This is a genomic window from Tabrizicola sp. (assembly GCF_041919135.1).
Taxonomy (GTDB): Bacteria; Pseudomonadota; Alphaproteobacteria; order Rhodobacterales; family Rhodobacteraceae; genus Tabrizicola.
In genome coordinates this window covers 38,418-64,861 of sequence record NZ_JAYRUJ010000003.1, presented here as the reverse complement: position 1 = coordinate 64,861, position 26,444 = coordinate 38,418, and the positions used below count along the sequence as shown (strand labels likewise).

The window sequence follows — 26,444 nt, the reverse complement described above, 5'->3', positions numbered from 1 at the left end:
CTGACGGGGTGTTTACATCTTTCCTGAACCTGAGTTTCAGAAAAGGTGCACGAATGGCCCCGGATGGTCAAACCCTCGCCCCGAACGTCTATGATGCCGAAGCGATCCCCGAGGCCGCGCGGGCCGAGATCGACCGGCTTCTGGCTTCGGGCGACCTTTTTCGCTACACCGCGCCCTCGGATGCTCCGGTGGCGCTGCTGGAACAGGAATTCGCCGAGCTTCTGGGCGCGCGCTATGCGCTGGCGGTCTCCTCCTGCTCGGCCGCGCTGTTCCTGTCGCTGAAGGCGCTGGACCTGCCGCGCGGGGCCAGGGTGCTGATCCCGGCCTTCACCTTCGCGGCGGTGCCGTCCTCGGTCGTGCATGCCGATTGCGTGCCGGTGCTGGTCGAGGTCGGCGACAACTACCGCGTCGACATGGCGGATTTCGCGCGCAAGCTGCCGGAGGCGGATGCCGTGCTGATCAGCCACATGCGGGGGCATACCTCGGACATGGACATGATCATGGCGCTGTCCGACGCGGCGGGGGTGCCGGTGATCGAGGATGCGGCGCATTCGCTGGGGACGGTCTGGGGCGGGAAGAATATCGGGACGATCGGCAAGGTCGGCTGCTTCAGCTTCCAGTCCTACAAGCTGGTGAACGCGGGCGAAGGCGGGATCATGGTCACCGACGATCCCGAGATCGCGGCGCGGGCGATCATCATGTCGGGGGCCTATGAGTCGAACTGGAAGAAGCATCCCGGCCTGACGAATTCCTGCGCGCATTGGCAGAACAGGCTGCCGCTCTATAACCTGCGGATGCAGAACCTGTCGGCGGCGGTGATCCGGCCGCAGCTGCCCTTGGTGGCGGAGCGGGTGGCGAAGGGGCGGGCCGGGCATGACCGGGTGGCGGCGCAGCTGAACCTTTCGGCGCATCTCGCGGTGCCCGAGGCGCTGGGGCCCGAGGAACGCGCGCCGGATTCGATCCAGTTCAACCTGGTCGGCGGCTGGTCGGACCAGCAGGCGCTGGATTTCCAGACCGCGGCCAAGGCGCGCGGCATCTCGGTCCAGGTCTTCGGGCTGAGCGAGGGCAATGCGCGGGCCTTCTGGAACTGGCAGTTCCTGGGCGAGGTGCCGGACCTGCCGCAAACCCGGGCGATGCTGATGCGGGCCTGCGACGTGCGGCTGCCGACGCGTCTGACCGAGGCGGAGCTGGATTACATTGCCTCGGCCCTGGTGGATGCGGCGGCCGAAGTGCGGGGGTAGCGCGCTTTCCGCCTGGGGGCGCCCGGCCGGGCGGTCGGATGCCTCCGGCGGGAGTATTTCTGAAAAGAGCAAGATGCCTTGCTCAGAGCACCCTTAACGCGGGGGCGAGCCAGGGCGCGGCGGCAACCGCGGGGGCGATCACGACCTCGGCGATCAGGGGTTTCAGCCGGGCGGCGATCTGGGCGGGGACGCCGTGCAGGATGCCCGCGCGGGCGGAGAGCGAGAGGGTGCGTTCGAGCGCCGGGAAGGGCAGGGGGCGCACCTCGACGGATGCGCGGAAGGCGCGGGCCTGGTGGAGGGCAAGCGGGGTGAGGATGGTCCAGCCCTCGCCGCCCGCGACCATGGCCAGGATCGCGGCATAGCTGTCCAGTTCGAAGCGATGCGCGGGTTTCAACCCGTGGCGCGCGAGATGGGCGGCGATCTGGCGGCCCATCAGGTGGCGCGCGGTGTAAAGGATCAGCGGCAGATCCTCGATCCGGGCGCCGGGGGGCGTGACGGAGAGGAAGGGTTCGGACATCAGCGGATGCACCTCGCGCCAGTCCTCGGCCGCGGGGCCGCTGTCGGCGGCGATCACGATGTCCAGCGCCCGGGCCTCGAGCTGGTCCATCAGCCGGTGGCTGGCCCCGGTCTCGAGAAGGAAGCGGCAGCCCTTCAGGTCGCGGGCCAGCGCCGAGAGGAGGCGGGGGGTGACGTCGCTGTCGAAATCCTCGATCACCCCGAGGCGCAGGGTGGTCAGGCCGGAGAGGTCGGCCATCGCCAGTTCCGCCCGGGCCTCGGAGGCGGCGTTCAGGATGGTCTGGGCGTGGCGGCGGAACATGGCGCCGGCCGGGGTGACCTGCATCGGGCGCCCGGAACGGTCGAGAAGGACGGCCCCCAGCGCGGCCTCCAGCCCGGAAAGCTGCTGGCTCACGGTCGAGGGGCTGACGCCCAGGCGGCGGGCGGCGGCGGAGATCGAGCCCTCCTCGGCTGCCGCCACGAAGACCTCGATCCCCCAGAGCGTGACGCGGCCCTCGGCTTCGGCCATCTAGAGTCTGGACAGTTTCTTCTGCAACTCGGCCAGTTGCTTCTTGATCTCGGCGATGTCCTCGGAGGAGGATTCCTCCTTCGTCGGGCCCGAGCCGCCCCAGGCGGGCATGCCGCCCATCATCGACTTGAGGAAGGCCTCCTGCTGCTTGCGCATCGCCTCGAATCCGGGGACGGCGGCCATCGGGTTCGGGAAGGCGGAGAGGTTCTCCATCATCTTGGACTGGCTGTCGCGCAGCATCTCGAACGAGGTGGCGAGGAATTGCGGCACGATCGACTGCATCCCGCTGGTGTAGCTGCGCACGAGGTCGGTCAGCACGTCGACGGGCAGGACGCTTTCGCCCTTGGATTCATGCTCGGCCACGATCTGGAGGAGATATTGCCGGGTCAGGTCGTCGCCGGTCTTGAGGTCGACGATCTGCACCTCGCGCCCCTGGCGGATGAAGCCGGCGATATCCTCGAGCGTGACGTAATCCGAGGTTTCGGTGTTGTAGAGCCGGCGGCTGGCGTAACGCTTGATCAGCAACGGCTTGTCGGTGTCGGCCATGGTTCCCCCCGCGCCTTTTGCGCTTGCAGAGAAGTCTAGGGGAGGCTCGCGCAGAAATAAAGGGTTACGAGGGGCGGCCGGCATCGGCAGCGGCGAAATGGGCCAGCTGGTCCCGCCGGGCCTGTTCGAAGGCAGGGCGGGAGAGGGTGCGGTCGAGATAGGCCGCAAGCGGCGGGCCAAGGCGCCGGCGCAGGGCGGGAACGCGCAGGATGTCGGCCATCAGGATGTCGGCCACGGTGAAGCGGCCGGCGGCCAGCCAGTCGCGGCTGGCCAGCACATCGGCAAGCCGCGTCAGCCGCTGGTCGAGCCAGCCATCGAGCGGGTTCGCCTCGGGCCGGGAAAGGCCGATGAACCACCAGGGGACCGAGACCATCTCGACCGAGTTCAGCCCGGCGATCAGCCATTGCAGCGTGTCGGCCCGGCCCGCTGTGTCGCGCGGCATCAGGACTTCGGACTTTTCGGCAAGGTGCAGCAGGCAGGCCCCGCTTTCGAACAGGGTGACCTCGCCATCGGTCAGGAAGGGCACCTGGGCAAAGGGCTGGCGGGCGATGTGCCCGGGGCCGCGGTTGTCGAAGGGGACGGTGGCGACGGTATGGGGCAGTCCGGCCTCGATCATCGCCCAGCGCAGGCGGATGTCGCGGACATGGCCGCGGGGGGGCGGGGGCACCCAGTCATAGGTCCAGAGCGTCAGCATCGCGGGCCTCGCGCATGATCCGGGACAGTCTAGCGCGGGACCGGCAAAAGAACAGGGCCCGGGGTTTCCCCCGGGCCCATCGGCGCGACAGCGCCTGTCCTGGATTACTTGGCGGCCGCAGCGGCCTTTTTCGCGACCGAGGTCACTTCGGCGGTGGCCTTCTTCACGGCGGCGGTGGCGTCTTCCGACATGTCCTTGCCGGCGGCCAGCATCAGCTCGACGGTTTCCATCTGCACTTTCTTGGCGACTTCGGCGAAGGCGGCCAGGTTCTCGGCAGCCATCTCGGCAGCGGCCGAAGCGAAATCGGTGGCGGCCTTGGTGTAGTCGGTCGGCTCGGCCTTGGCTTTCGAGATGTCGGAAACCTTGGCGAGGGTGTCCTTGGCCCATTTGGCCGAGATCTCGGTCGACTTCTCGGCGGCTTCGATCGCCACTTTCGAGAACTTCTCGGCGAAGGCGGCCTGGGTCTTGAAGGCGTTCTGGAAGGCCGAGGCGTCAACCGGGATGGAGGCCATCATGTCCTGCACGACCTTGGTGAAATCGGGGGTCTTGGTCATTTCATTTGCTCCGCTTTGCCCGGGACCGCCCCGGTTCGACATGACAGGGATATACATGCTGCGGTGCAGCATTTCAAGTCTTTTTCTGCAATGCAGCAAAGCGCCGGTCGCGGCGGTTAACCCTGCGTAAAGGCGACGAAATGTCAGGCCCCGGGCGTGGCGGTGACGTAGGTTCCGGGGGCGGCGGCCAGCGAATCGACCGGAATCCGGGCCTTGACCAGCGGGCCGGAGCGCGCCTTCAGCCATTCGCCCCAGCGCGGCCACCAGCTGCCCTTGTGGAAGGTCGCGGACTTCAGCCAGTCCTCGGGCGCGCCCGCGACGGGGGCGTCGGAGGTGTAGTGGCCGTACTTGTCCTTCGAGGGCGGGTTGATGATCCCGGCGATATGGCCGGACTGCGACAGGATGAAGGTCTTGTCCTTCGATCCCATCTGCTTGACGCCGTTGAAGCTGCCCCGCCAATGCGCGATGTGGTCGGTCTCGCAGGCGACGGCGCAGAGCGGCAGCTTCACGTCGGCAAGATCGACCGGGCTGCCGAAGACCTGGAACTCACCCTTGGCGAAACCGTCCTGCTGGCACAGGCCGCGCAGGTATTCGACGGCCATGGTTGCGGGCAGGTTGGTGCTGTCGCCGTTCCAGTAGAGCAGGTCGAAGGCCGGCGGCGCCTCGCCCAGCATGTAGGACTTGATGGCGGGGGTGTAGATCAGGTCGTTCGAGCGCAGGAAGCTGAAGGTCCGGCTCATGAAGAACCTGGACAGGATTCCGTCGCGCTCGGTCTGCCGCTCGATCCCGTCGACGAAATCGTCGTTCAGGAACACGCCGACCTCGCCGGGGTCCGAGAAATCGGTGAGGGTGGTGAAGAAGGTGGCCGACTTGACCGAATGGTCCCCTGCCTTCTGCAGATGCGCGAGCGTGAGGCCCAGCGTCGTGCCGGCGATGCAGTAGCCGGTGGCGTTGATCTGCTTCTCGCCGGTGATGCGGCGCACCTCGGCCATGGCGCGCAGATAGCCGTCGCGGATATAGTCGTCCATCGCGGTCCCGGCATAGCTGGCGTCGGGGTTGACCCAGGAGACGACGAACAGGGTAAAGCCCTGGTCCACGATCCACTTGATCAGCGAATTCGCGGGCTTGAGGTCCATGATGTAGAACTTGTTGATCCAGGGCGGGAAGATCACCAGCGGCGTCTTGTGCACCTTCTCGGTGGTGGGCTCGTACTGGATCAGCTCCATCATCCGGTTGCGGTAGACCACCGCGCCGGGCGTGGTGGCGAGGTTCTCGCCGACCTTGAACGCCTCGCGGTCGGCCAGGGTGACCAGAAGGTCGCCCTGGTTCGCCTCGATGTCGCGGACCAGGTTCTCCAGCCCCTGCACCAGGCTTGCGCCGTCGGTTTCCACCGCCTTCTCCAGCGCGTCGGGGTTGGTGCCGAGGAAGTTGGTGGGCGAGAACATGTCGACGATCTGCCGGGTGAAATACTCCACCCGCTTGCGGTCGGCGGGGTCAAGGCTGTCCATGTCGCCGACGGCGGTGCTGATCGCCTCGGCGTTCAACTGGTACTGCTGCTTGAGGTAGTTGAAGAAGGGATGCGTCTCCCAAAGGGGGTTGGAAAAGCGCCGGTCCTTGGGGTTCGGGTCCGGGGGCGCCTTGAACTCGCCCTTGGCGAGGGTCTGCTGCGCCTCGACATAATGCTTCAGCGTCTTGCCCCAGTAGTTGATCTGGTGCTCGACCACCTTGGCGGGGTTCGACATCATCTCGGCCAGATAGGCGGCGGCGGCCTTCATGTAGACATCGGGCGCGGGGCCATGCAGCGCGGGATCGACCGGGCGGCGATGCGCCAGCGCGGCGGTCAGCCGTTTCGACAATTCCTCGACCCTGGCGAGGTTGGCATTCAACCGCGCGAGGCGGGCTTCGGCGTCATCGGTCACGGGGGGCTTATCTTCTGTTGTCACGCGAATGGTTCCCACCTATTCTTGCCGCTATGCAGCATTGCGCTGTCCGTTCCAAGGCCCGCCGTGCACTCAAGCGCCCGCAAGGGTGAGGAGACTTGATGAAGTATACCAATACCTACGACCTGATGGAAAGCGCGCGCAACACCAATGAATGGTTGGGCTCCACCGCTCAGGCCTTTGCCAGTTACCCCGCCTTCGCCATGTCCCTGAACCCGCTCCTGCCGCTGATGGCGGCCTGGGGCACCGTCACGGAACGGACCTTCGCCCGGATGATCGCCAAGCCCGACTGGGGCATCCGCTCGATCGTGGGACCGGACGGGCAGGACCACCTGGTCGACGTGAATCCGGTGGTGGAGAAGCCCTTCGGCAATCTGGTGCATTTCTTCGTCCGCCGCCGCTCGCCCATGGCGCGCAAGGTGCTGCTGGTCGCGCCGATGTCGGGGCATTATGCGACGCTGCTGCGCTCGACCGTGGCCTCGCTTCTGCCGGATGCCGATGTCTATGTGACCGACTGGCACAATGCGCGCGACATTCCGGTCAGCGCGGGCAAGTTCGACGTCGAGGATTACACGCTCTACCTGGCCGAGTTCATGAAGGTCCTCGGCCCCGACACCCATGTGATCGCGATCTGCCAGCCGGCGCCGCTGGCGCTGGCCGCCACCGCCTATCTGGCGGCCGAGGCGCCCGAGGCGCAGCCCAGCTCGCTGATCCTGATCGGCGGGCCGGTCGATCCCGACGCGGCGCCGACCGAGGTCACCGATTTCGGCCGCCGGGTGACGATGGGGCAGCTGGAGCATCTGGCGATCCAGCGCGTCGGCTTCATGTCCAAGGGCGCGGGGCGGCTGGTCTATCCGGGCCTGTTGCAGCTGCAAAGCTTCATCGCGATGAACGCCGAGCGTCACAGCAAGGCCTTTACCGAGCAGATCTTCCGCGTCGCCCGGGGCGAGGCGTCGGACCATGACGCGCACAACCGCTTCTACGACGAATATCTGGCGGTGATGGACATGACGGCCGAGTTCTACCTCTCGACGGTAGAGCGCCTGTTCAAGAACGGCGAGGTCGCGCGCAACCAGTTCACGGTCGCGGGCCGCAAGGTGGACATGGGGGCGATCACCAGCGTCTCGGTGATGACGGTCGAGGGCGCGAATGACGACATCTCGGCGCCGGGGCAATGCGTGGCGGCGCTGAAGCTGTTGACCAACCTCCCGGACGGGAAGAAGGGCCACCACCTCGAGCCGGGCGCGGGCCATTACGGCATCTTCGCCGGAAAGAGCTGGCGGTTGAACATCCGCCCGCTGGTCCTGAACTTCATCGACCGCGCCGCGGGCAAGCCCAAGGCCAAGATCGCGCTGGCCTCGGCCTGACGTCGCGCGTCCTTGTGCGAAAAGTGCAAGGGCGGGCCGCTTCCGGCCGGGCCGCCGGCTAGCTGGCGTTCGGAATCTGCACCTCGGCCGGGGCGGACAGGGCCAGCACCTCCTCCACCGTGCGGGTGATCAGCCCCAGGCAGGCGGGCGAGGAGAAGCGGTGGTCCGCGTCCTTGACCAGCGTCAGCCGCAGGTCGGGGCTGGAGATATGGTCCAGAAGCCCCAGCGCCACCGCCGGCGGCACATCCGCATCGGCGGTGCCCTGCAACAGCCGCACCGGGATCGGCAGGTGCAGCGGCCCCTGCAGCACCAGGTTCTGCCGCCCGTCCTCGATCAGGCGGCGGGTGATCGGATAGGGCTCTTCGGAATAGTCCGAGGGGCGCTGGAACAGGCCGGTCTCCAGCAGCGTGCCGCGCTCGGCCGGGGTCATCTCCTCCCACATCCGTTCGGTGAAATCGGGGGCGGCGGCGATGCCGACCAGGCCCGCCACCCGCTCGGGCAGGTCGCGGGCCAGGAGGAGCGCGATCCAGCCGCCCATCGACGAGCCGACCAGGACCTGCGGCCCCTCGGTCAGAAGTCCGATCAGCGCCGCCGCATCCTCGCGCCAGTCCGAGAGCGCCAGCTCCTCGAAGACCCCGCGCGAGGCGCCGTGCCCGGAATAGTCGAAGCGCAGGAAGGCGCGGCCCGTCGCCTCGGCCCAGGCTTGCAGGTGCAGGGCCTTCGAGCCGGTCATGTCGGAACGGAAGCCGCCGAGAAAGACCACCCCGGGCTCGCGGCCGGGGGTGCGGTGGCAGGCGATGTGGCGGCCCTGGGGCGTGGTGATGAAGGTGGTCATGCCCCGTGTATAATCGGCCTTCTCGCCCCGTGTGAGGCGGCCCGAGGCCCCAAGGCGAAGTTCCGCGCATGGCTTGACTTTGGCCCCGCCCGAGGGCAAGAGAGCCGCCGACATATCACCCGCAACCGGGCGTTCCGTAGGCGCCAAACCGACGAGGAGCCGGCCATGAGCCAGATTTCCCTGACATTTCCCGACGGCAACATCCGCCAGTATCCGGCGGGGGTCACGCCTGCCGAAGTGGCGGCCTCCATCGCGCCCTCGCTGGCCAAGGCCGCGATCTCGGCGCAGGTGAACGGCAAGCACTGGGACCTGGCCTGGCCCATCGCGCAGGACGCGACGATCGCGCTCAACACGCTGAAGGACGAGGCCCCGGCGCTGGAACTGATCCGGCACGACCTTGCCCATATCATGGCCCGCGCGGTGCAGGAATTGTGGCCGGAGGTGAAGGTCACCATCGGCCCGGTACGGGATCAGGGCTGGTTCTACGATTTCGACCGCGAAGAGCCGTTCACGCCGGAAGATCTGGGCCAGATCGAGGCGCGGATGAAGCAGATCATCAACGCGCGCGACCCGGTTCGCACGGAACTGTGGGAGCGGGCGCGGGCGGTGGAATACTACCGCGGCCGGCAGGAGCCGTTCAAGCTGGAGCTGCTGGACCGCATCCCCGAGGGCGAGGACATCCGCATGTACTGGCACGGCGACTGGCAGGACCTCTGCCGGGGGCCGCACTTGCAGCACACGGGCCAGGTCCCGGCGGACGCCTTCAAGCTGACCCATGTCGCGGGCGCCTACTGGCTGGGCGATGCCTCGCGGCCGATGCTGCAACGCATCTATGGCGTGGCCTTCCGCAACCGCGACGACCTGAAGGCGCATCTGACGATGCTGGAGGAGGCCGCCAAGCGCGACCACCGCAAGCTGGGCCGCGAGATGGAGCTGTTCCACCTGCAGGAGGAAGCGCCGGGCATGGTGTTCTGGCACCCGAACGGCTGGACGATCTACCGCACGCTGGAAGACTACATGCGGGGCCGCCTGCGCCAGGCGGGCTACAAGGAGATCAAGACGCCGCAGGTGGTGGACCGCGTGCTGTGGGAGAAGTCGGGCCATTGGGAGGCCTATCGCGAGAACATGTTCATCGTCGAGGTGGACGAGGACGGCGCCAAGGAAAAGCGGATCAACGCGCTGAAGCCGATGAACTGCCCCTGCCATGTGCAGGTCTTCAACCAGGGTCTGAAGTCCTACCGCGATCTGCCTCTGCGGCTTGCGGAATTCGGCTCGTGCCACCGCTATGAATCCTCGGGCTCGATGCACGGGCTGATGCGGGTGCGCGGCTTCGTGCAGGACGACGCCCATATCTTCTGCACCGAGGACCAGATCGAGCAGGAATGCGCCGGGTTCATCGCGCTCCTCTCCAGCGTCTACAAGGACCTCGGCTTCGAGAGGTTCGACATCAAGCTCTCGACGCGGCCCGAGGTCAGGGTCGGCTCGGACGAGGTCTGGGACAAGGCCGAATCCGCGCTGGAAAAGGCGATCCAGTCGCTGGGCCTGCCCTATGAGGTCAACCCCGGCGACGGCGCCTTCTACGGGCCGAAGCTTGACTTCAAGCTGACCGACGCCATCGGGCGCGAGTGGCAGTGCGGCACCTTCCAGTGCGACTTCAACCTGCCGGTGCGGCTGGATGCGGAATATGTCGGCGAGGACGGGATGAAGCACCGCCCGGTCATGCTGCACCGCGCGGTCCTGGGCTCGTTCGAACGCTTCATCGGCATCCTTTTGGAGAACTACGCCGGCAAGCTGCCGTTCTGGCTGGCCCCCCGGCAGGTGGTGGTGGCCTCGATCGTCTCGGACGCCGATCCCTTCGTGCATGAGGTCGTCGCGGCCCTGCGCAAGGCGGGGGTCCGGGCCGAGGCCGACACGCGCAACGAGAAGATCAATTACAAGGTCCGCGAACATTCGGTCGGCAAGGTCCCGGTGATCCTCGCCATCGGCATGCAGGAGGTCGAGGGCCGCACGGTTTCCGTCCGCCGCCTGGGCGAGACCCGGACCGAGACCATGGCGCTGGATGCGGCGCTGGCGGCCTTCGGCTTCGAGGCGCTGCCGCCGGGCTGACTTCTGTCGGTGCACGAATTTCGGGCATCGCGGTTGCCCGGCAGCGCGCCTCCTCGCCTTGCTGCTTGATTTTCGTCGAATCATCGGCATCATCGCCGCAGTGACGACAGAATTCCTGCACGGCTCTCTGAACGAAGCCCTGGAAGACCTGGTGGCACGGCCCGGGGCAATGGCGCCTCGGGGGGTTCTGAGAGGAGAAGCGGCATGCCGACAGGCACCGTGAAATGGTTCAACGCCACCAAAGGCTACGGCTTCATCGCCCCCGATGACGGCGGCAAGGATGTGTTCGTGCATATCTCGGCGGTCGAGCGTGCCGGGCTGAAGGGCCTGAACGACAACCAGAAGATCGGCTACGAGCTGCAGTCGGGCCGCGACGGCAAGCAGTCGGCCGGCGACCTCCGCCTGCTTTAAGCGGTCAGCGCGGCTTCGGTCGCGCTGTCCCACCCCAGATACCAGCGATCCCCGTCCTGGATGACCGGCCGTTTCATCACGGTCGGCTGCGCCATGATCTGCGCCTCGGGATCGGAGGCCTTCAGGAAGTCGTTGAAGGCGCGGTAGGTGGTGGACTGCTGGTTCACCGCCTTCGAGCCGAATTCCTGCACGATCCGGTCGACCTCGGCTTGGCTGAGGGGGTTGGCCCGGACATCGCGGAAGGTGACCTCTCTCCCCGCACGTTCAAGGGCCTTCAGGGCCTTCTTGCAGCTGTCGCAGGTCGGGATGCCGTAGAGGATCATGGGACTCCTTTCCGTCCACAGTGGACATCTTCGGATTTTCGTTTTCTGTCAGGCGCTTGCCTGCGGGCGTCTACCGGGTGGTACCATATTGCCGCGAAGCCTGCAAAGGGGAGCATGCTAACGCCGGGTTAACCAGGCGCGCGCAGACTGCCGCCATGTCGCGCTACATCCGTCCCCTGGTTCCCGGTGCCTGCATCTTCTTCACGGTCAATCTTGTGGATCGGGGGTCGGATACGCTGGTCCGGCATGTCGATGTGTTGCGGCAGGCAGTGGCGATGACGAAGGCGAAGCGGCCGTTCGGGATTGAGGCTTGGGTGGTATTGCCGGACCACATGCATTGCGTCTGGACCTTGCCGGAGGGGGATGCGGATTATTCCGGGCGTTGGCGCGAGATCAAGGGGCAGTTCTCGATGGCGTTGCGTAGGTCGGGGCGTGCCCCGACTCTTGTTGGAGAATACCCATACGGCGCGCGGGGTGGACGCGTCAGAGTCGGGGCACGCCCCGACCTACGTAAGGGGACGAAGCCCCCATCTGGCAGAAGCGCTTCTGGGAGCATCACATCCGGGATGACCGTGATTTCGCGGCGCATGTGCGGTATTGCTGGTTCAATCCGGTGAAGCACGGGTTGGTCGGGCATCTGCGGGAGTGGCCGTGGTCGTCGTGGCATCGGGATGCGGGTGGGGCGGTGTGATAGGGCGGTGTTGGGCCACGAGATACACTTGCTAACCGAAAGCCAATTGGATTGCTCTGTGAAGTCTAACCTTTCCGTCCATTTGCGGCGACCGATTTCCCCGATGGTAGGCATGTTCAATTCGTTGGCCAGAACGATCCGACTTCTCAGTAGAAAAGAGGCCAAGCACGTACAGCATCTCCACAAATTCCTCCCGCGAAAAATCGAAGCTTCCACCAGCTGTTGCAGCCAAATAGACGTCCTCAATCCCATCCGCGAAGTCCTCAACGGTAAGTTGTGAGCTACCATCCAAGAAATGAGGGGCTATTCTGCGAATGTAATTCTCAAGTGCCACGCGACCACCCTGCGGAATAAATGAGGCAAGACTTGCAAGTAGTTCGCTCCAAGAAAGTTCCCCATACTTGTTCAGGACGGTTTTCACTCGCGATCTGTCCAAGCTCCAACGCTCCGGATACAACGCTTGGGCCGTTCTAAAGAATCGAACAAAGTCTCTCGGCTTTGCCCACGTATGTGAAAGAAATTCTCCAGGATCGATCCCGCTAAGTACAGTTAATGGATTTGTTGCGCGACCACCATCCCTTGTCACCAGCCGCTTTGCAATAAACTTGAACAACGGATGGTCGCGGTTAAATGGGTATTCATGCCAATTTATTGAGAAGGAAGCCGACTCGACTGTATGAACCGAATCTAGCTCCTTGATTACTGGATGCATCAAGAATTCAGAGCGAACTGCTGCATATAGAATCACGTCAATTTGTTGCTCTGCAAATGTGGAGTTAAGCACTGTGCAAACGTGGAGCAGGTCTCTTACTAGCATTGCATTGGTAAGCTGGCCATCTGCGGACTGATAAGAAAAATGGACTTCATCGAAAAAAATTCGCAATCTTAGGCCATTTCGTTTAGCATCCTGCAGTACAGCTTTAGAAAGGGAGTCGTTCATACTCTTGATTTTTCGACTCACATCAATGTCCACTTTTCCGCCGGTAGCGTTCGACATATCAATTGATATGGCCTTAAACGTGGACAAAATTGAGTCGAAAGTATTCTTTATAGCGCTGGCAGCGTCCTGTCCTACAATCCTACTAAGAAGCCCTCGATCATCGTCGGACAGATCACTACTCTCATCGAACGCTCCCTGCTTGGATCTGCTTGCAATTAGCAATAGGACAAGCCGCTTAAGCATGTGATAGTAGTGCTTTGCTTGAGCGGCTTTCTTGTCATCAAAAATTGCTATTTGTGATTCCTGAATTAGGTCAGTTTCTTCAAGAATCGAGCTTTTGAACACTATGAACTCTGTCATGAGGCCGATAGACGCGCATTGGTGCTGAAGGTTCCGCAAGAGCGCGGTCTTCCCAGTTCCCTTTTGCCCTAGGACGAAAGTCTTTTCTCCCGATATAAATTGGCTCGAATTGTAGTTTGGCAGTGGATAATAGTGACTTTGAAAAATCGGCTGCACGCGCAATCGCCACGCTGTCGTCTGTTCGATATTAGCATCTGGCTCGCCGATAACCAGTTCCGAAAGAAGAACTCGCTGCTGTGCCGAGGCACCTTCTGTCTTTTTCTCTCCTCGAAAGTATCGACGTCTGCTCCGTTGGTTGCTACCTTTTGTTCCGTCACTGACTACACTCATCCCCAAACCTCCATAAGCTCCCGCCACTCGCCCTTTGACATGCCGGAGTCTTGCTGGCTCACCATTTCACCCGCAAGTCTGCGTTTCAAGACGGAAATCGCCCTGGAGGAGAGTGTCACTCCCCCCATCCGGTAGTCCTCGAACGCCGCATAGGCCAAGGGCACCCAGTCCTTCACGCAGGCCGCGATCGCCTCGGCATAGACGCGGATTTCGTATTGGGCGTGGGGGTCGGCGCGCAGGCGCAGGAAGTGCATCAGGTTGTGCAGGTCCACCTTCCAGTACCATTGCGTGTAGATGTTGGCGGGGAGGTTCATCCGTGCCAGCTCGCGGGCGAGGCCCTGCTGGCCGTCCTGGGACAGCATCGCCTCGTAATGGTCATAGGCGCGGTTGGCGTCGCTTTTCAGCAATTCGAGGACGCGGGCGGCCTCGGCGCCGGTCAGGACCTCGCCCCGGCCCTGGTTGTTCACCGTCGACTGGGCGGCCAGCTGCTCTGGCGCGGGGATATAGAACTCGCGGTCCAGGATCGAGTAGCGGGCGGAGTATTCGTTGACGTTGGCGGTGCGGTGGCGGATCCACTGGCGGGCGACGAAGACCGGCAGCTTGACGTGCAGCTTGACCTCGCACATCTCGAACGGGGTGGAGTGCCAGTGCCGCATCAGGTAGCGGATCAGCCCCTCGTCGTTCTGGACGTGTTTCGTCCCGGCGCCGTAGGAAACGCGGGCGGCCTGGACGATGGCGCTGTCGTCGCCCATGTAGTCGATGACCCGGATGAAGCCGTGGTCGAGGACCGGGTGCGCGCGGTAGAGATGCGCCTCCATCCCCTCGGCTACAGCGCGGAGGGTGGGGCGGGGAGTGGCCCTTGCGGCCTCGATCTCGGCGGTCTGTTCGGGGGTGAGGGGCATCCGGGGCCTCATGTGGTTACGAGTCGGGCACCACTATAGCTTGCGGACCGGGGGGGCGATACCGCAAGATGGACGGGAAGGCGGAGGGTAGAATGACGATCAGATATCTGCACACCATGGTGCGCGTGAAGGATCTGGAGGCCTCGATGGCCTTTTACCGGCTTCTGGGGCTGGAGGAGGTGCGGCGCTACGACAACGAGGGCGGGCGGTTCACGCTGGTGTTCATGGCGCCGCCGGGGCAGGAGGAATGCCCGGTCGAACTGACCTACAACTGGGATGGCGACGAGGGGCTGCCCTCGGACAGCCGGCATTTCGGGCATCTGGCCTATGAGGTGGACGACATCCATGCCACCTGCGCGCATCTGATGGCGAACGGGGTGGTGATCAACCGGCCGCCGCGCGACGGGCGGATGGCCTTCGTGCGCTCGCCCGACAATATCTCGGTCGAGCTGTTGCAGAAGGGGGCGGCGCTGGAGCCGGCCGAGCCCTGGGTGAGCATGGCCTCGGTCGGGCACTGGTAGGGGCGGACCTTACGCCCGCGCAAGGCCGAGGGCGCGGTCGAGATGGGCGAGGCTGCGGGTGAAGAGCGGCGGGATCGCCGCCTGCAGCTGCTCGGCCCGCCGGGACTGGCCGTCACGGGCGGCGTCCTCCTGGTCGCAGAGCGCGTTGCGCAGCGCGAGCAGGCCGAGGACCGCCGCCCCGCCGGCGAAACGGTGCGAGAGAGCCTGGACCCGGGCGAGGTCGCCGGCCTTGAGGGCCGCGGCCGTGGCGGTGATGGCGGCATGGCCGTCCTCGCGGAACTGGCGGACCATGCCGGCGAGGAACGCCGGCTCCATGTCGGCGCGCAACTGGGCGAGGATCTCGTCCTGGGCCAGGGGCGTCAGGACCTCGGGCTCGATGAAATCGGGCGCGGGATCGGGCGCGGCATCGGATCCGGCGGGGCTGCGGCGGGCCGCGCAGAAGCGCAGGATGATGGCGGCCAGTTCCTCGACGCGGGCGGGCTTGGTCAGGACTTCGTTGAGTTGGGCGGCGCGGAACTGCTGCACCCGCTCGGGCGAGGCCTGGGCGGTGACGGCGATGATCGGGACCTCGGGCTGGCGCTGGCCGCGACGGATCTGCGCGGTCGCGGTGAGGCCGTCCATCCGGGGCATCGAGACATCCATCAGGATCACGTCGAAATCCTGCGTCCGGGCGCGTTCCACGGCCTCGATCCCGTCGGTGGCTTCGGTGACCTGCAGGCCCAGGCCTTCCAGCTGCCGGCGCATCAGGGCCCGGTTGATGGCGTTGTCCTCGGCCAGGAGGACGGAATATCCGTCCAGGTGAAGGCCGGTCGGGCCGGCCTCGGCGACGTCACGCGGCGGAAGGTCGGTGAGCGGGGCCTCGAACACCAGCGTGAAGCGGCTGCCCTCGCCCAGGCTGCTGTGGGCCTCGATCCTTCCGTGCAGCGCCTCGGCGGAGAGCTTGGCGATGCCGAGGCCGAGGCCGCTGCCTTCGTGCACGCGGGCGAAGGAGGAATCCAGCGTCTCGAAATTGCGGAAGATGCGGTCCAGGTTCTCTTCGGCGATGCCGATCCCGGTATCCTCGACCGCGATCCTGAGGCCGACATGGCCGGGCCGGTCGGAGGCGAAGCGTTCCAGCCGGAGGGTGATGGTGCCGTCCTCGGTGAACTTGACGGCGTTGGACAGCAGGTTGGACAGCGCCCGGCGCAGCGACTGCAGCTGGATCGAGACCGCGAAATCGGGCTTGAGGTCGCCGGTGACCGTGATGGCGGTCCCCTGGCGCGCGGCGTCGGCGCTGAATTGCTGCGCCATCCCCAGCAGGGCCTGCGGCAACGAGACGGTGGCGGCGGGGAAATTGCCGCCGTCGGCGCTGCCCATCCGGGTCAGGTGCAGGACATTGTTCACCTGTTCCAGCGCGGTATGGCCGCAGCCGCGGATGATGTCGATGAACCACCGCTGTTCCGAGGTCAGGGGCGCGCTGCGGTCGAGAAGATCGGTGGCGGAGAGCAGGCCGTTCAGGGGCGTGCGCATCTCATGGCTCATCACCGCGAGGAAGCGGGCCTTGGCCTCGTCCGCGGCTTCGGCGGCGTGGCGGGCGGCGGCAAGGCCTTCCTCGTAGCTCACCTGGTCCGAGATGTCGCGCAGGAACACCACCGAGACGTCATGCCCGTCGCCGCTGCGGGCGCTGGCCAGGCTGATCTCGGCGGGGAAGGAGGTGCCGTTCGCGCGCAGCGCCTTGATCCGCCGCCGTTCGCCCGGAATCAGGGCCGCGAAATGCACCGGCTGCGAAGGATCGCCGGGATCGCGCAGGAAACTGGTCAGCGAGGGCCGCGATTCCAGCGCCATGTCGCCGAGGATCCGGTGGCAGGAATGGTTCGCCCCGACGATCTGGCCCCCCCGGTTGACGAGCATGACGGCGTCGAGCGAGGAATCCAGCGTGGTGCGCAGGTTGTGGACCGCGATTTCCAGGATCTTCGCATGCCGGGTCTGCTGGCGGCCCTGCAGGTAGAGCGAGACCATGAGGCCCGCGAGGCAGATCGAGAGCCAGAGGATCGCGAGGCCGAAAAGCTTGAGCGCCGCGCGCAGCTCGCTGCGGGCGCGGTCGCCTTCTCCCATCATGGTGGCGACGCTGTCCACGACCGTGTTGCGGATCGGCTCGAGCTGGGCATGGGCGGCGGCCTGCAACTCGGGCAGTGCGGCGACCAGATGTTCCGCCGGGCCGTCGATCAGCGGCAGCGCGGCCTGGACCAGCCCGCTCTCCCCGACCAGCGCCTGCCATTCCGGGCGGGCGCGGACCGTCTCGTTCGCTTTGCCGGGGGCGTTCGAGATCAGCGAGATCCGGCTGAACAGGATGTCGAACTGGCGCCGGATCCGGGACAGGAGCTGCGCATCCCCCGGATCCGCCGCGGCGGCGTCCAGCGCGAGCGTATAGTTCAGCAGGTCGACCTGCAGCTGGGCGATCACCCAGGTCCGGTTGTCCGAGGCCGAGGCCTCGCTGAGGTTGAACTGCTCGCGGATGCTGCCGAAGATGGTGACCGAGATGCTCGCGGTAAGCACGGACAGCACCATGATGATCAGCGCGATCGCCCGCTGGCGGCGGCGGGCACGCTCGGCCGTCTCGGTGTTCCTGATGCTGTAGTATTCGGCGTAGGGCACTACTACCGCGCTACTTGGCCAGAAGCCGGTTCAGCTGCCAGACGCTGCGGCCATAGGCGGTTTCGGACTGATACCGGCTGTCCTCGTCAAAGGGATAGACGATCCACAGCGGGCCCTTCTGCCGGATGCCGAAGGGCTGGCCGTCGAGGTGATAGGCGATGATCGGGGCGGCGTCGTCCAGCTCGGCCACCGGAAGGTCCACGGCATAGTCGTTCAGGGCCACGGCGCGGACGGTGCCCTCGGTGATGCCGGCGCTTGCGAGGACCTCTTTCAGCGGCACGCCGGTGAAATGGTGCTTGCCATCGGTCCAGGGCGTCGTGGTGTCGAATTCGACCCGGGTCATGGCGGACAGCGCCTCAAGATCAAGCTGGACCGGGGCGGCGTCGCCTGCGGCCGTGACGGTCAGCAGCACCTCGGAGGCCCGGGCCGCCGGGGCGGACGACAGGCTGCCGGACAGGGCCACGGCCAGGATGGCGAGGGTGGGACGCATGATGATCTCCTAGGGGGCGCGTGCTTGCGGCGGATTACCAGAAAGCAGACGGATGTGCATCCAGACAAAAGAAAGCGAGCCATACTTTAGAAGGATTATGGACATTTTTTGGCCAACTCTATGGGCCAGGCAGGAATATGACTGTAGTGGGTGGTGCGCTGACGGATGGGGGTGACCCGGCGTCACTGGTTTGTATTTGTACAGGGTCTCCCTGTTGTCCCAACCATTTGCAGGACGAGAGAACCGAATGTCCGACACTGCCCAGCCCGCCGCGAAGCTGCGCGTACTGCTTGCGGATGATCACAGAATGATTCTGGACATGTTCTCGATGTTCCTTGCTTCCTCGGCCAGCATGCAGGTCAGCACGGCCAACGACCTTGACGAAGCCGTGGAGCTGGTCGAGGAGAACGGGGCCTATGACGTGGTGCTGCTTGACCTGAACATGCCGGGGATGAACGGCGTCTCGGGCCTGCGCCGGATGGTGCGGCTGAACGAGGGCAAGCCGGTCGGCATCATCACCGGCAATCCCACGGCGCGGATGACGGACGAGCTTCTGGGCTCGGGCGCGGCGGGGATCGTGCTGAAGACCACGCCGGTGCGCAGCCTGGCCAATGCGATCCGCTTCATGCATGCGGGCGAGCGGTATCTGCCGATGGAACTGATGCGCACCGGCGCGGACCAGCAGCGGATGGCGAAGAAGGGCGAGCTGAGCGACAAGGAGATGAAGGTGCTCGAGTATCTGGCGGAGGGCCGTCCGAACAAGAGCATCGCCGTCGAGATGCAGCTGGCCGAGCCGACGGTGAAGATGCATGTCACCGCGATCTGCCGCAAGCTCGGGGCGCAGAACCGGACGCAGGCGGTGGTGCTGGCGCGCGATCTGGGACTGGTCTGAGCCGGGCTCCGGCCGGCGCGGACCGGCCCCTTTGCCTCCGTCGCGCGCCGATCGCGCCTGACGGGCGCGCGCCGGCCTGCCGGGGCGCTTCCGGCCAGGCGAAAGCGAGCGCCCCGCCGGTGGGGCATCCGAAAGTCTGGCCGGTTTCACCTTATGTCGGCATGACCAGAGAGAGGCGGATGGTTCGGCTCCGCAGCCGTTGACGCGATGGCGTGGCGGAAGAATAAGCCGTCAGAACACGCAAAATCTGCCATTCCCGCCCGTAACCATTTCGGGCGAAGGGGAAATATCATGTCTCTTTCGATCGCCGCCCTTCCCGGAACATTTGCCGCGATCAGCCTGGTCGCCACCTCGGGCGGCGCTGTCCCGCGCGGCCTGGCAGTCGTGGACTGCTGGAGCCGCGTCGCCGGCGAACGTCTGGCCCGCCCGGAGCGTCAGGACGGCGTGGCGCTGTTCCGCCCGGCGAATGCCGGCATCCGCGCCCGCAGCCTGTTCGGCAAACGGGCGGCGTGATCGCCGCCCTCCGGGACCCTTGGTCAGGGCCTGGAGCGCGCCACCGCGCCCGGACGCGGCAGGATCGTCGCGGGGGTGTCGTTCTCCGGCGTTTCCAGCCGGTCCAGGATCGGGCAGTCCGGCCGGTGGTCGCCGTGGCAGCAATGGGCCAGCTCGGCCAGCGTGTCGGCCATCTCCTGCAACTCGCGGATCTTGGTCTGCAAGGCGGCCACATGATTCTCGGCGATCCGCTTCACATCCGCGCTCTGGCGCGAGCGGTCGCGCCATAGGCCGAGAAGATCCACGATCTCGGCCGTGGCGAAGCCGAGGTCGCGGGCGCGGCGGATGAAGCGCAGCTCATGCACATCCTTGCTCGAATAATCCCGGTAGCCCGCGCCGGTGCGCCCGGCCGGGGGAATCAGCCCGCTCTGTTCGTAATAGCGGATCATCTTGGCGGAAACGCCCGAGGCCCGGGCCGCCTGGCCGATGTTCATCTGTATTCTCCCCTGATCCCTGCCGATATGGGGATCTCTTCTGCGGCTTCCAACCATGGGAAGGTCAAGGCGCGAAATTCCTTGCGGAACCCTCTTGACCTTCCCATCGTTGGAAGGGCTAGCTTGCAGGGCATGAGACGAAAGGAATGGAGGCTCTCATGCAATTCCGTATCGAAGACATGACCTGCGGCGGCTGCGCGCGCTCGGTCACGGCGGCGATCCGCGCGCTGGATCCGGCGGCGGTGGTCGAGGCCGATCCCCCCGCCCGCCGGGTGACGGTCCGGACGGCGGCCCCGCAGGCGGCCATCATGGCGGCGCTGGCCGAGGCCGGCTTCCCGGCGGTGGCCGAGTGATGAACCGGCTGTCCCCGATCTTCATCACCGGCGCGCTGGTCGTGGCGGCCGGCCTGGCCTTCGCGCAAAGCCAGGCCACCGGCGACCAGGCCGGGACCGGGCACGACATGGCGGGCCATGACATGTCCGCCGCCACGACGTCGGACGATCCCTCGACCCGGGCCTATGCCGAGGCGATGGCCCGGATGGGCGCTGCCATGGTCATGGATTTCACCGGCGACGCCGATGTGGACTTCATGCGGGGCATGATCCCGCACCACCGGGGCGCCATCGACATGGCGAAGGTCGCGCTGGAATTCGGCAAGGACCCCGAGGTGCGCAAGCTGGCCGAGGAGGTCATCCGCGCGCAGGAGGCCGAGATCGCGATGATGCAGGCCTGGCTGGCCAGGCGCGGCCAGTGAACAGCCGGGCAGCCGGAGGCGCTGCCCGCTCCCGAACCAGACAGAAAGGAGGCGGCAGATGACCATGCCCGCCCGCAAGCCGATCCCCGCCGCCACGATCTCGCTGCCCATCGAGGGCATGACCTGCGCCTCCTGCGTGCTGCGCGTCGAGCGCGCGCTCAAGGCCGTTCCGGGTGTCTCGGACGCGGTGGTGAACCTTGCGACCGAGAAGGCCAGCATCACCACCGACGCCCCGGTCGACCGCGCCAGCCTGGTCGCGGCGGTCGAGAAGGTGGGCTATGGCGTCCCGGCCGCCCCCGCCCCCGCCGCCGTCGAACTGGCGGTCGAGGGCATGACCTGTGCCTCTTGCGTGGCCCGGGTCGAGCGGGCGCTGAAGGCCGTCCCCGGCGTCTCGGACGCGGTGGTGAACCTTGCGACCGAACGGGCCAGGGTGCAGGGCACGGCCGATAGCGCGGCGCTGGTCGCCGCCATCGCGGCCGTGGGCTATGACGCCAGCCCCGTCGCCGCCGACCCCGGCGCGGCCGAGGCCCGCGGCGAAAGGAAGGCGGCCGAGGCGCGCGAATTGCAGCGCGACCTGCTGCTTGCCGCCATCCTGACCCTGCCGGTCTTCCTGCTGGAGATGGGGGCGCATCTGGTTCCGGGGGTGCATGAACTGATCGCCGGGACCATCGGGATGCAGGCCAGCTGGTATCTCCAGTTCGCGCTGACGACCGTCGTGCTGTTCGTGCCGGGCATCCGCTTCTACGAGAAGGGCCTGCCCGCGCTGTGGCGGCTGGCGCCCGACATGAACTCGCTGGTCGCGGTGGGGACGCTGGCGGCCTATGGCTTCTCGATGGTGGCGACCTTCGCGCCGGTCTTCCTGCCCGCGGGCACGGTGAACGTCTATTACGAGGCGGCGGCGGTGATCGTGGCGCTGATCCTGCTGGGCCGCCTGCTGGAGGCCCGCGCCAAGGGCCGCACCTCCGAGGCGATCAAGCGGCTGATGGGGATGCAGGCCCGGACCGCGCGGGTGCGGCGCGGCGGATCGGCGGTCGAGGTTCCCATCGCCGCGGTCGTCGCGGGCGATCTGGTCGAGGTCCGCCCCGGCGAGCGGATCCCGGTCGATGGCGAGGTGACCGAGGGCGAGAGCTATGTCGATGAATCGATGATCACGGGCGAGCCGATCCCCGTGGCCAAGGCTGCGGGCGGCGCGGTGGTCGGGGGCACGGTGAACCAGACCGGCGCCTTCGTGCTGCGCGCCACGGCGGTCGGCGGCGATACGGTGCTGGCCCAGATCATCCGCATGGTCGAGGAGGCGCAGGGCTCGAAGATGCCGATCCAGGCGCTGGTGGACAAGGTGACGATGGTCTTTGTCCCGGTGGTCTTCGCCCTGGCCGCGCTGACCTTCGCCGCCTGGCTGGCCCTCGGCCCGACGCCCGCGCTCAGCTTCGCGCTGGTCAATGCGGTGGCGGTGCTGATCATCGCCTGCCCCTGCGCCATGGGCCTGGCGACGCCGACCTCGATCATGGTCGGCACCGGGCGCGGGGCGGAACTGGGGGTGCTGTTCCGCAAGGGCGAGGCGCTGCAACTCCTGAAGGACGCGCGCGTCGTCGCGGTGGACAAGACCGGCACCCTGACCGAGGGCCGGCCCGCGCTGACCGACCTGGACCTGGCGCCGGGCTTCGACCGTGCCGGGGTCCTGGCCAGGATAGCCGCCGTCGAGGCGAAATCGGAACACCCGGTCGCCCGCGCCATCGTCGCGGCGGCCGAAGCAGAGGGGCTGCCCCTGGCCGAGGCCGCGGGCTTTGCCTCGGTCACCGGGCTGGGCGTCCGGGCCAAGGTGGGCGGCGAGCCGGTCGAGATCGGGGCAGACCGCTACATGACGGGGCTGGGCCATGACGTCTCGGGCTTCGCCGCCATCGCCGAGCGGCTGGGCAACGAGGGCAAGTCGCCGCTTTACGCCGCAATCGGCGGCAGGCTGGCGGCGATCATCGCGGTCGCGGACCCGATCAAGGAGACGACTCCGGCCGCGATCAGGGCGATGCACGATCTTGGCCTGAAGGTCGCGATGATCACCGGCGACAACGCCCGCACCGCCCGTGCCATCGCGGCGCGCCTCGGGATCGACGAGGTGATCGCCGAGGTCCTGCCCGAGGGCAAGGTCGAGGCGGTGCGCCGCCTGCGCGCGGCGCATGGCAAGGTGGCCTTCGTCGGCGACGGGATCAACGACGCCCCCGCGCTGGCCGAGGCGGATGTGGGTCTGGCGGTCGGCACCGGAACCGATGTCGCCATCGAGGCGGCCGAGGTGGTGCTGATGTCGGGCAGCCTGAAGGGCGTGCTGAATGCGATCGCGCTGTCGCGGGCGGTGATCGGCAACATCCGGCAGAACCTGTTCTGGGCCTTCATCTACAACGCCCTGCTGATCCCGGTCGCGGCGGGGGTGCTGTATCCGGCCTGGGGCGTCCTGCTCTCGCCCGCTTTCGCGGCAGGGGCCATGGCGCTGTCCAGCGTCTTCGTGGTGGGCAACGCGTTGCGGCTGAAGCGGTTCAGGGCGGCGGCCTGACACGGACGCGCGGCCCATGCCGGGCCGCGCCCCTGCCGCAGATACGGCCGGGGCGGGGGGGGGGGATCTTTCAATAGGTATTTACAGTACCGATTTGCAGGACTAGACAGAAGTGCAAGCAGGACCGGACCCCGCCATGTCTTTTGACCGCCCCGCCATCATCTCTGCCCGCCCCGCGCTGACCGCCGAGCTTGTGGAAAGGACCGGGCTGGACGAGGCGATCCTGCACCGTCTGGTCCACCGCTTCTATGACCGCGTTCGCGCTGATCCGCTTTTGGGGCCGATCTTCGCCGCGCGCATCCGTGACTGGGGTCCGCATCTTGACCGGATGGTGGAATTCTGGTCCTCGGTCGCGCTGATGACCGGGCGCTATCATGGCGCGCCGGTGCCGGCCCATGCCACGCTTCCGGTGAGCTGGGCGCATTTCGAGCAATGGCTCACGCTGTTCCGTGCAACGGCCGAGGAGGTCTGCCCGCCCGAGGGTGCTGCGCATGTGATCGAGCGGGCCGAGCGGATCGCGCGCTCGCTAAACATGGCGGTTCAGGATGCGGCGCGGGTCGCCTCGGCGGTGCCGGTGCTGCGGGGAGGAGGGGCAGATGGCCGCGACGGATCGGCATGAGGCGCTGGCTGCGCTGACGCGGCATATCGAGACAAGGTTCCACGCCCGTCACCGGGAACAGCTGCCCGCGCTTGTCGCCCTGGCCGAACGGGTCGAGGATGTGCATTTCGGTGATGAGGATCTGCCCGAGGGGCTGTCCCTCCTCTTGCGCCGGATGATCGGTGAACTTGAGGTCCACATGAAGAAGGAGGAACTCCTTCTCTTTCCCGCGATCCGTCGCGGCGGCATGCCGGGGACCGCCGAAAGGGTCGCCCTGATGCGGGCCGACCATGACGACCATGCGCAGGAACAGGCCGAGATCCGCCGCCTGACCAGGAACCTGACCCCGCCAAGGGATGCCTGCCGGACCTGGGCCGCGCTTTATGCCGGGCTGGAGCAATTCCTGGCCGATCTGTCCGAACATATCCGGCTGGAGAATGACGAGCTGTTCCCGCCGTTCGAGGCATCGACAGATGCCTGAGCCGGATGCAACCATGCGCCGCAGGCGGCGTTGACCAGCGCCGGTCGCTTGCCGGCATCAGGAGGGGGGAGCGATGGCGAACACGACCGGGCGGCTGCACAGGCCGCTGTGCGATCTTCTGGGATGCGAGGTCCCGATCCTTCTGGCCGGGATGGGCGGCGTCGCCCGCTGGGAACTGGCGGCGGCGGTGGCCAATGCCGGGGGCTATGCCATGCTGGGGATGGTGCGCGAAAGCCCCGAGCTGATCGAGGCCGAGGTCCGGGCGCTGCGCGCCGCGACGAACCAGCCCTTCGCGGTGAATGTGATCCCCTCGGCCACCGACCCCGCGCTGCTTGACCGGCAGATCACGCGCTGTCTGGATCTGGGGGTGCGTGCCTTCGCCTTCTTCTGGGACGTGGTGCCCGAGACGGTGGCCCTGGTGAAGCGCGAGGGCTGCCTGGTCCTGCATCAGGTCGGCACGGCCGAGGCCGCGCAGCAGGCGCAGGATGCCGGGGCTGATGTGCTGATCACCCAGGGGATCGAGGCCGGCGGTCATGTCCACGGCCGGATCGGGGCCTTTGCCCTGGCCGAGGAGGTGCTGCAGACAGCGCGCGTGCCGGTGGTCGTCTCGGGCGGGATCGGCACCGGGCGCGGCCTTGCGGCTGCCCTTGCGCTGGGCGCGCAGGGGGTGCATTGCGGCACCGCCTTCCTTGCCACGACCGAGGCCTTCGCGCATGACTACCACAAGGACCGCGTCGTCGCCGCCAGCGGCGGGGATACGGTGCTGACCGATGTCTTCGTGCTGAACTGGCCCAAAGGGGCCGCCGTGCGGGTGATCGGCAACGTCATCACCGAAGGGCTGGGCGACCGGCTGCTGGGCCACGATCCGGCCAGGCTCCCGCGCGAGGTGATCGCGCATGACGCCGGCCAGCCGCTTCTGCGCTACAGCACCGATTCGCCGATGCGCCACACCACCGGCGCGCTGGAGGAGATGGCGCTTTACGCCGGCCAGGGCGCGGGCGCGATCCGCGAGGTGATCCCGGCGGCCGAAAGGCTGAACCGGATGGTGGCCGAGGCCGAGGCCTGCCTGGCCGCGCTGGAGGAAGGACGATGACCGCAAAGACCTATGCCTCGCCGCCCTGCATGGCCGCCAAGGTGGACCCGACCTATTTCGACCCGCTGGCCGTCGATCCCGAACAGGCCCGCGATGTCGCGCGCTGGCGCAAGGCCGAGCGGGCGCGCCTGCGGGCCGAGCGCGACGCGCTGCCGGTGGCCGCGCGGCAGGAGATCGGCACCGCCATCGCCGCCCATCTTCTCCGCTTCCTGCATGGCCATTTCGGCGAGATGCGCGGCCGCGTCTTCTCGGGCTACTGGCCGATCAAGGGCGAGCCCGACCTGCGCCCGCTCCTGGCCGAACTGCACGAGGCCGGGGCCCTGGTCGCCCTGCCGCTGGTCGAGGTGAAGGCCTCTCCCCTGGTCTTCCGGCGCTGGACGCCCGATACCCGGATGGTGCGCGGCGACTGGAACATTCCGGTGCCGCCGCCCGATGCCCCCGTGGTCACGCCCGAGATTTCTCTCGCGCCGGTGGTCGGCTGGACCGGGGATTGCTACCGGCTGGGCTATGGCGGCGGCTATTTCGACCGCACCCTGGCCAGCCTGTCGCCCCGGCCCTTCACCATCGGCATCGGCTTCCAGTCGGCGCGGCTGGCGACGATCTATCCCCAGCCGCACGACATCCGGCTGGACGCGATCCTGACCGAGGCGGGCCCGGTCGCCCCTTAGGCCGAGACCGGCGCGGGCGGCTGGACCGACAGAACCGTCAGCTCGCGCTGCTCGCCGGTGCGGGTCTCCCAGGGAAAGCGCGCCCCGGCCTTCAGTCCCAACAGCGCCACGCCGATCGGAGTCAGCACCGAGACGCGGCCGGCGCCGATGTCGGCCGCCTCGGGCCAGACCAGGGTCGCCGATTGCTCCTGCCCGGTGCTCTCGTCGCGCCAGGTGACCGAGCTGCCGATCCCCGCCACATCGGCGGGCATCTTCGCCGCCGGAACGATGCGCGCGCGCGACAGTTCCTCCAGCAGCCGCTCGGCCAGGGCCGGCATCCGGGCGGCCGCACCCTCGACCAGCTTCTCCAGGTGGTCGAGGGTTTCCTGGGCGATGACGATCTGCGGGCGGGTGGTTCTGGACATGGCGGGACTCCTTGGGTGCGATCGGCCGTCTTGCGGCACCGGAACTGACAGGAAGGGGGAAAGGGACGCGTGCCCCGGACGGCGGATCAGCGCAACCGCGTCGCCGCCCGGGGTCGG

Annotated in this window: 27 protein-coding genes; 14 read left to right on the top strand and 13 right to left on the bottom strand. The window is 66.8% G+C overall.

The genetic code is table 11. The features are described 5' to 3' along the window. The first annotated feature begins 53 nt into the window (after positions 1–53). The gene (locus tag ACE3UA_RS03380) at positions 54–1,241 is read left to right on the top strand and encodes a DegT/DnrJ/EryC1/StrS family aminotransferase (RefSeq protein ID WP_374642512.1); all 1,188 of its coding nucleotides are present in this window, start codon (positions 54–56) and stop codon (positions 1,239–1,241) included. An 82-nt stretch (positions 1,242–1,323) separates the two neighbouring features. Here ACE3UA_RS03380 and ACE3UA_RS03375 read toward each other — a convergent pair whose 3' ends face one another. The 5 genes from ACE3UA_RS03375 to phaC form a co-directional block, all read right to left on the bottom strand. After that, a complete protein-coding gene (locus tag ACE3UA_RS03375) occupies positions 1,324–2,265 on the bottom strand; it encodes a LysR family transcriptional regulator (protein WP_374642510.1) in 942 nt (313 codons plus the stop codon). Further along, complete coding sequence (phaR, locus tag ACE3UA_RS03370; RefSeq protein ID WP_374642508.1) at positions 2,266–2,811, bottom strand: polyhydroxyalkanoate synthesis repressor PhaR; 546 nt, start codon at positions 2,809–2,811, stop codon at positions 2,266–2,268. 64 nt (positions 2,812–2,875) lie between these two features. Next, positions 2,876–3,505 (bottom strand): glutathione S-transferase family protein, encoded by a 630-nt coding sequence (locus tag ACE3UA_RS03365; protein ID WP_374642506.1) that lies wholly within the window; start codon positions 3,503–3,505, stop codon positions 2,876–2,878. 104 nt (positions 3,506–3,609) lie between these two features. Continuing rightward, positions 3,610–4,059, bottom strand: coding sequence for a Phasin (locus ACE3UA_RS03360; RefSeq protein WP_197645528.1), 450 nt, complete (start codon positions 4,057–4,059; stop codon positions 3,610–3,612). Positions 4,060–4,202: 143 nt separating this feature from the next. Beyond that, positions 4,203–5,978: a class I poly(R)-hydroxyalkanoic acid synthase gene (phaC, locus tag ACE3UA_RS03355; RefSeq protein WP_374642504.1), complete on the bottom strand. Its 1,776-nt coding sequence runs from the start codon at positions 5,976–5,978 to the stop codon at positions 4,203–4,205. 122 nt (positions 5,979–6,100) lie between these two features. Here phaC and phaZ point away from each other — a divergent pair, with 122 nt between their 5' ends. Then, a complete protein-coding gene (phaZ, locus tag ACE3UA_RS03350; RefSeq protein ID WP_374642502.1) occupies positions 6,101–7,366 on the top strand; it encodes a polyhydroxyalkanoate depolymerase in 1,266 nt (421 codons plus the stop codon). Positions 7,367–7,424: 58 nt separating this feature from the next. Here phaZ and ACE3UA_RS03345 read toward each other — a convergent pair whose 3' ends face one another. After that, complete coding sequence (locus ACE3UA_RS03345) at positions 7,425–8,201, bottom strand: alpha/beta hydrolase (RefSeq protein WP_374642501.1); 777 nt, start codon at positions 8,199–8,201, stop codon at positions 7,425–7,427. Positions 8,202–8,366: 165 nt separating this feature from the next. Between ACE3UA_RS03345 and thrS the strand changes: the two genes are divergently transcribed. Together thrS and ACE3UA_RS03335 are read left to right on the top strand one after the other, a co-directional pair. Beyond that, on the top strand, positions 8,367–10,307 hold the full coding sequence (gene thrS, locus ACE3UA_RS03340; RefSeq protein ID WP_374642499.1) for a threonine--tRNA ligase: 1,941 nt from the start codon (positions 8,367–8,369) through the stop codon (positions 10,305–10,307). A 204-nt stretch (positions 10,308–10,511) separates the two neighbouring features. Then, on the top strand, positions 10,512–10,718 hold the full coding sequence (locus ACE3UA_RS03335) for a cold-shock protein (RefSeq protein ID WP_374642497.1): 207 nt from the start codon (positions 10,512–10,514) through the stop codon (positions 10,716–10,718). Here ACE3UA_RS03335 and ACE3UA_RS03330 read toward each other — a convergent pair. From ACE3UA_RS03330 to thyX, 3 genes are all read right to left on the bottom strand, one after another. Further along, positions 10,715–11,041, bottom strand: coding sequence for an arsenate reductase family protein (locus ACE3UA_RS03330; RefSeq protein ID WP_374642495.1), 327 nt, complete (start codon positions 11,039–11,041; stop codon positions 10,715–10,717). The genes ACE3UA_RS03335 and ACE3UA_RS03330 overlap by 4 nt on opposite strands. A gap of 722 nt (positions 11,042–11,763) precedes the next feature. Beyond that, positions 11,764–13,362, bottom strand: a complete 1,599-nt coding sequence (locus ACE3UA_RS03325) for a P-loop ATPase, Sll1717 family (protein ID WP_374642493.1) — start codon at positions 13,360–13,362, stop codon at positions 11,764–11,766. After that, positions 13,359–14,264, bottom strand: coding sequence for an FAD-dependent thymidylate synthase (thyX, locus tag ACE3UA_RS03320; RefSeq protein ID WP_374642491.1), 906 nt, complete (start codon positions 14,262–14,264; stop codon positions 13,359–13,361). The genes ACE3UA_RS03325 and thyX overlap by 4 nt, the downstream gene beginning before the upstream one ends. A 92-nt stretch (positions 14,265–14,356) precedes the next feature. Here thyX and ACE3UA_RS03315 point away from each other — a divergent pair, with 92 nt between their 5' ends. Next, positions 14,357–14,785 carry a VOC family protein gene (locus ACE3UA_RS03315; RefSeq protein ID WP_374642489.1) on the top strand — a complete coding sequence of 143 codons (429 nt, stop codon included), beginning with the start codon at positions 14,357–14,359 and terminating at the stop codon, positions 14,783–14,785. A gap of 9 nt (positions 14,786–14,794) precedes the next feature. Here ACE3UA_RS03315 and ACE3UA_RS03310 read toward each other — a convergent pair whose 3' ends face one another. Continuing rightward, a complete protein-coding gene (locus ACE3UA_RS03310) occupies positions 14,795–17,419 on the bottom strand; it encodes a response regulator (RefSeq protein ID WP_374642487.1) in 2,625 nt (874 codons plus the stop codon). A 10-nt stretch (positions 17,420–17,429) separates the two neighbouring features. Beyond that, positions 17,430–17,909 (bottom strand): molybdopterin-dependent oxidoreductase, encoded by a 480-nt coding sequence (locus ACE3UA_RS03305; protein ID WP_374642485.1) that lies wholly within the window; start codon positions 17,907–17,909, stop codon positions 17,430–17,432. A 247-nt stretch (positions 17,910–18,156) separates the two neighbouring features. Between ACE3UA_RS03305 and ACE3UA_RS03300 the strand changes: the two genes are divergently transcribed. Then, positions 18,157–18,801 carry a response regulator gene (locus tag ACE3UA_RS03300; RefSeq protein ID WP_374642483.1) on the top strand — a complete coding sequence of 215 codons (645 nt, stop codon included), beginning with the start codon at positions 18,157–18,159 and terminating at the stop codon, positions 18,799–18,801. 291 nt (positions 18,802–19,092) lie between these two features. After that, on the top strand, positions 19,093–19,314 hold the full coding sequence (locus ACE3UA_RS03295) for a hypothetical protein (protein ID WP_374642481.1): 222 nt from the start codon (positions 19,093–19,095) through the stop codon (positions 19,312–19,314). Positions 19,315–19,337: 23 nt separating this feature from the next. On the opposite strand, the gene cueR is transcribed toward ACE3UA_RS03295, so the two are convergent. Further along, the gene (cueR, locus tag ACE3UA_RS03290) at positions 19,338–19,787 is read right to left on the bottom strand and encodes a Cu(I)-responsive transcriptional regulator (RefSeq protein ID WP_374642479.1); all 450 of its coding nucleotides are present in this window, start codon (positions 19,785–19,787) and stop codon (positions 19,338–19,340) included. A 158-nt stretch (positions 19,788–19,945) separates the two neighbouring features. Here cueR and ACE3UA_RS03285 point away from each other — a divergent pair, with 158 nt between their 5' ends. From ACE3UA_RS03285 to ACE3UA_RS03255, 7 genes are all read left to right on the top strand, one after another. Then, positions 19,946–20,140 carry a heavy-metal-associated domain-containing protein gene (locus ACE3UA_RS03285; RefSeq protein ID WP_374642477.1) on the top strand — a complete coding sequence of 65 codons (195 nt, stop codon included), beginning with the start codon at positions 19,946–19,948 and terminating at the stop codon, positions 20,138–20,140. Then, on the top strand, positions 20,140–20,541 hold the full coding sequence (locus ACE3UA_RS03280) for a DUF305 domain-containing protein (RefSeq protein WP_374642475.1): 402 nt from the start codon (positions 20,140–20,142) through the stop codon (positions 20,539–20,541). The genes ACE3UA_RS03285 and ACE3UA_RS03280 overlap by 1 nt, the downstream gene beginning before the upstream one ends. A gap of 58 nt (positions 20,542–20,599) precedes the next feature. Then, the gene (locus tag ACE3UA_RS03275; protein WP_374642473.1) at positions 20,600–23,083 is read left to right on the top strand and encodes a heavy metal translocating P-type ATPase; all 2,484 of its coding nucleotides are present in this window, start codon (positions 20,600–20,602) and stop codon (positions 23,081–23,083) included. 136 nt (positions 23,084–23,219) lie between these two features. Further along, positions 23,220–23,702 carry a group III truncated hemoglobin gene (locus ACE3UA_RS03270; RefSeq protein ID WP_374642471.1) on the top strand — a complete coding sequence of 161 codons (483 nt, stop codon included), beginning with the start codon at positions 23,220–23,222 and terminating at the stop codon, positions 23,700–23,702. Then, the gene (locus ACE3UA_RS03265; protein ID WP_374642469.1) at positions 23,680–24,162 is read left to right on the top strand and encodes a hemerythrin domain-containing protein; all 483 of its coding nucleotides are present in this window, start codon (positions 23,680–23,682) and stop codon (positions 24,160–24,162) included. The genes ACE3UA_RS03270 and ACE3UA_RS03265 overlap by 23 nt, the downstream gene beginning before the upstream one ends. A 73-nt stretch (positions 24,163–24,235) precedes the next feature. Beyond that, positions 24,236–25,255 carry an NAD(P)H-dependent flavin oxidoreductase gene (locus ACE3UA_RS03260; protein ID WP_374642467.1) on the top strand — a complete coding sequence of 340 codons (1,020 nt, stop codon included), beginning with the start codon at positions 24,236–24,238 and terminating at the stop codon, positions 25,253–25,255. Continuing rightward, on the top strand, positions 25,252–25,923 hold the full coding sequence (locus ACE3UA_RS03255) for a 5-formyltetrahydrofolate cyclo-ligase (protein WP_374642465.1): 672 nt from the start codon (positions 25,252–25,254) through the stop codon (positions 25,921–25,923). The genes ACE3UA_RS03260 and ACE3UA_RS03255 overlap by 4 nt, the downstream gene beginning before the upstream one ends. Here ACE3UA_RS03255 and rnk read toward each other — a convergent pair. Beyond that, on the bottom strand, positions 25,920–26,327 hold the full coding sequence (gene rnk / locus ACE3UA_RS03250) for a nucleoside diphosphate kinase regulator (RefSeq protein ID WP_374642463.1): 408 nt from the start codon (positions 26,325–26,327) through the stop codon (positions 25,920–25,922). The genes ACE3UA_RS03255 and rnk overlap by 4 nt on opposite strands. Positions 26,328–26,444 lie beyond the last annotated feature (117 nt).

Coding starts and splice junctions, on each gene's coding strand:
- ACE3UA_RS03380 (WP_374642512.1), top strand. CDS start 54: ATGGCCCCGGATGGTCAAACCCTCGCCCCGAACGTCTATGATGCCGAA.
- ACE3UA_RS03375 (WP_374642510.1), bottom strand. CDS start 2,265: ATGGCCGAAGCCGAGGGCCGCGTCACGCTCTGGGGGATCGAGGTCTTC.
- phaR (WP_374642508.1), bottom strand. CDS start 2,811: ATGGCCGACACCGACAAGCCGTTGCTGATCAAGCGTTACGCCAGCCGC.
- ACE3UA_RS03365 (WP_374642506.1), bottom strand. CDS start 3,505: ATGCTGACGCTCTGGACCTATGACTGGGTGCCCCCGCCCCCCCGCGGC.
- ACE3UA_RS03360 (WP_197645528.1), bottom strand. CDS start 4,059: ATGACCAAGACCCCCGATTTCACCAAGGTCGTGCAGGACATGATGGCC.
- phaZ (WP_374642502.1), top strand. CDS start 6,101: ATGAAGTATACCAATACCTACGACCTGATGGAAAGCGCGCGCAACACC.
- ACE3UA_RS03345 (WP_374642501.1), bottom strand. CDS start 8,201: ATGACCACCTTCATCACCACGCCCCAGGGCCGCCACATCGCCTGCCAC.
- thrS (WP_374642499.1), top strand. CDS start 8,367: ATGAGCCAGATTTCCCTGACATTTCCCGACGGCAACATCCGCCAGTAT.
- ACE3UA_RS03335 (WP_374642497.1), top strand. CDS start 10,512: ATGCCGACAGGCACCGTGAAATGGTTCAACGCCACCAAAGGCTACGGC.
- ACE3UA_RS03330 (WP_374642495.1), bottom strand. CDS start 11,041: ATGATCCTCTACGGCATCCCGACCTGCGACAGCTGCAAGAAGGCCCTG.
- ACE3UA_RS03325 (WP_374642493.1), bottom strand. CDS start 13,362: ATGAGTGTAGTCAGTGACGGAACAAAAGGTAGCAACCAACGGAGCAGA.
- thyX (WP_374642491.1), bottom strand. CDS start 14,264: ATGCCCCTCACCCCCGAACAGACCGCCGAGATCGAGGCCGCAAGGGCC.
- ACE3UA_RS03315 (WP_374642489.1), top strand. CDS start 14,357: ATGACGATCAGATATCTGCACACCATGGTGCGCGTGAAGGATCTGGAG.
- ACE3UA_RS03305 (WP_374642485.1), bottom strand. CDS start 17,909: ATGCGTCCCACCCTCGCCATCCTGGCCGTGGCCCTGTCCGGCAGCCTG.
- ACE3UA_RS03300 (WP_374642483.1), top strand. CDS start 18,157: ATGTCCGACACTGCCCAGCCCGCCGCGAAGCTGCGCGTACTGCTTGCG.
- ACE3UA_RS03295 (WP_374642481.1), top strand. CDS start 19,093: ATGTCTCTTTCGATCGCCGCCCTTCCCGGAACATTTGCCGCGATCAGC.
- cueR (WP_374642479.1), bottom strand. CDS start 19,787: ATGAACATCGGCCAGGCGGCCCGGGCCTCGGGCGTTTCCGCCAAGATG.
- ACE3UA_RS03285 (WP_374642477.1), top strand. CDS start 19,946: ATGCAATTCCGTATCGAAGACATGACCTGCGGCGGCTGCGCGCGCTCG.
- ACE3UA_RS03280 (WP_374642475.1), top strand. CDS start 20,140: ATGAACCGGCTGTCCCCGATCTTCATCACCGGCGCGCTGGTCGTGGCG.
- ACE3UA_RS03275 (WP_374642473.1), top strand. CDS start 20,600: ATGACCATGCCCGCCCGCAAGCCGATCCCCGCCGCCACGATCTCGCTG.
- ACE3UA_RS03270 (WP_374642471.1), top strand. CDS start 23,220: ATGTCTTTTGACCGCCCCGCCATCATCTCTGCCCGCCCCGCGCTGACC.
- ACE3UA_RS03265 (WP_374642469.1), top strand. CDS start 23,680: ATGGCCGCGACGGATCGGCATGAGGCGCTGGCTGCGCTGACGCGGCAT.
- ACE3UA_RS03260 (WP_374642467.1), top strand. CDS start 24,236: ATGGCGAACACGACCGGGCGGCTGCACAGGCCGCTGTGCGATCTTCTG.
- ACE3UA_RS03255 (WP_374642465.1), top strand. CDS start 25,252: ATGACCGCAAAGACCTATGCCTCGCCGCCCTGCATGGCCGCCAAGGTG.
- rnk (WP_374642463.1), bottom strand. CDS start 26,327: ATGTCCAGAACCACCCGCCCGCAGATCGTCATCGCCCAGGAAACCCTC.